At 75.1% G+C, this 313-nt stretch carries 1 protein-coding gene; it reads right to left on the reverse strand.

The annotated features are described in order from the left end of the window. A partial coding sequence (locus FMP39_RS37190; RefSeq protein ID WP_228558658.1) for a hypothetical protein occupies positions 1-313 on the reverse strand: 313 nt, incomplete at both ends.

A 313-nucleotide genomic window follows, 5' to 3' on the forward strand; every position in this document is an offset into this window, starting at 1 on the left:
CAGGGTGTCCAGGATGTGGTAGCGGCCCACGCGAATCTGGGCCGAATCCCGGGGCTCGGTGTCCTCGACATCCTTGCGCGCGGAGGGGCGGCCCGACTTTCCACCCCCGGGGCTCAGGAGCGGTCTGGCCGGCGAGGGCGCCAGGGGCATGGACAGGGTGGCGCGAGAGCCGCGTCCCTCCGCCGCGTCCGGGGCGGAGAGCAGCCGGCCGCCATGCGGGAGCACATGGGCGCCCGCGAAGCTCTTGGGGCTCGCGCTGGGACCAGGCGCGGCGTGCGCGTTGGGCAGGATGCGCGCGCTCAGGTCCTGAGGC

The sequence above is a fragment of the Myxococcus sp. AB056 genome, assembly GCF_006547365.1.
Lineage (GTDB): Bacteria > Myxococcota > Myxococcia > Myxococcales > Myxococcaceae > Myxococcus > Myxococcus virescens.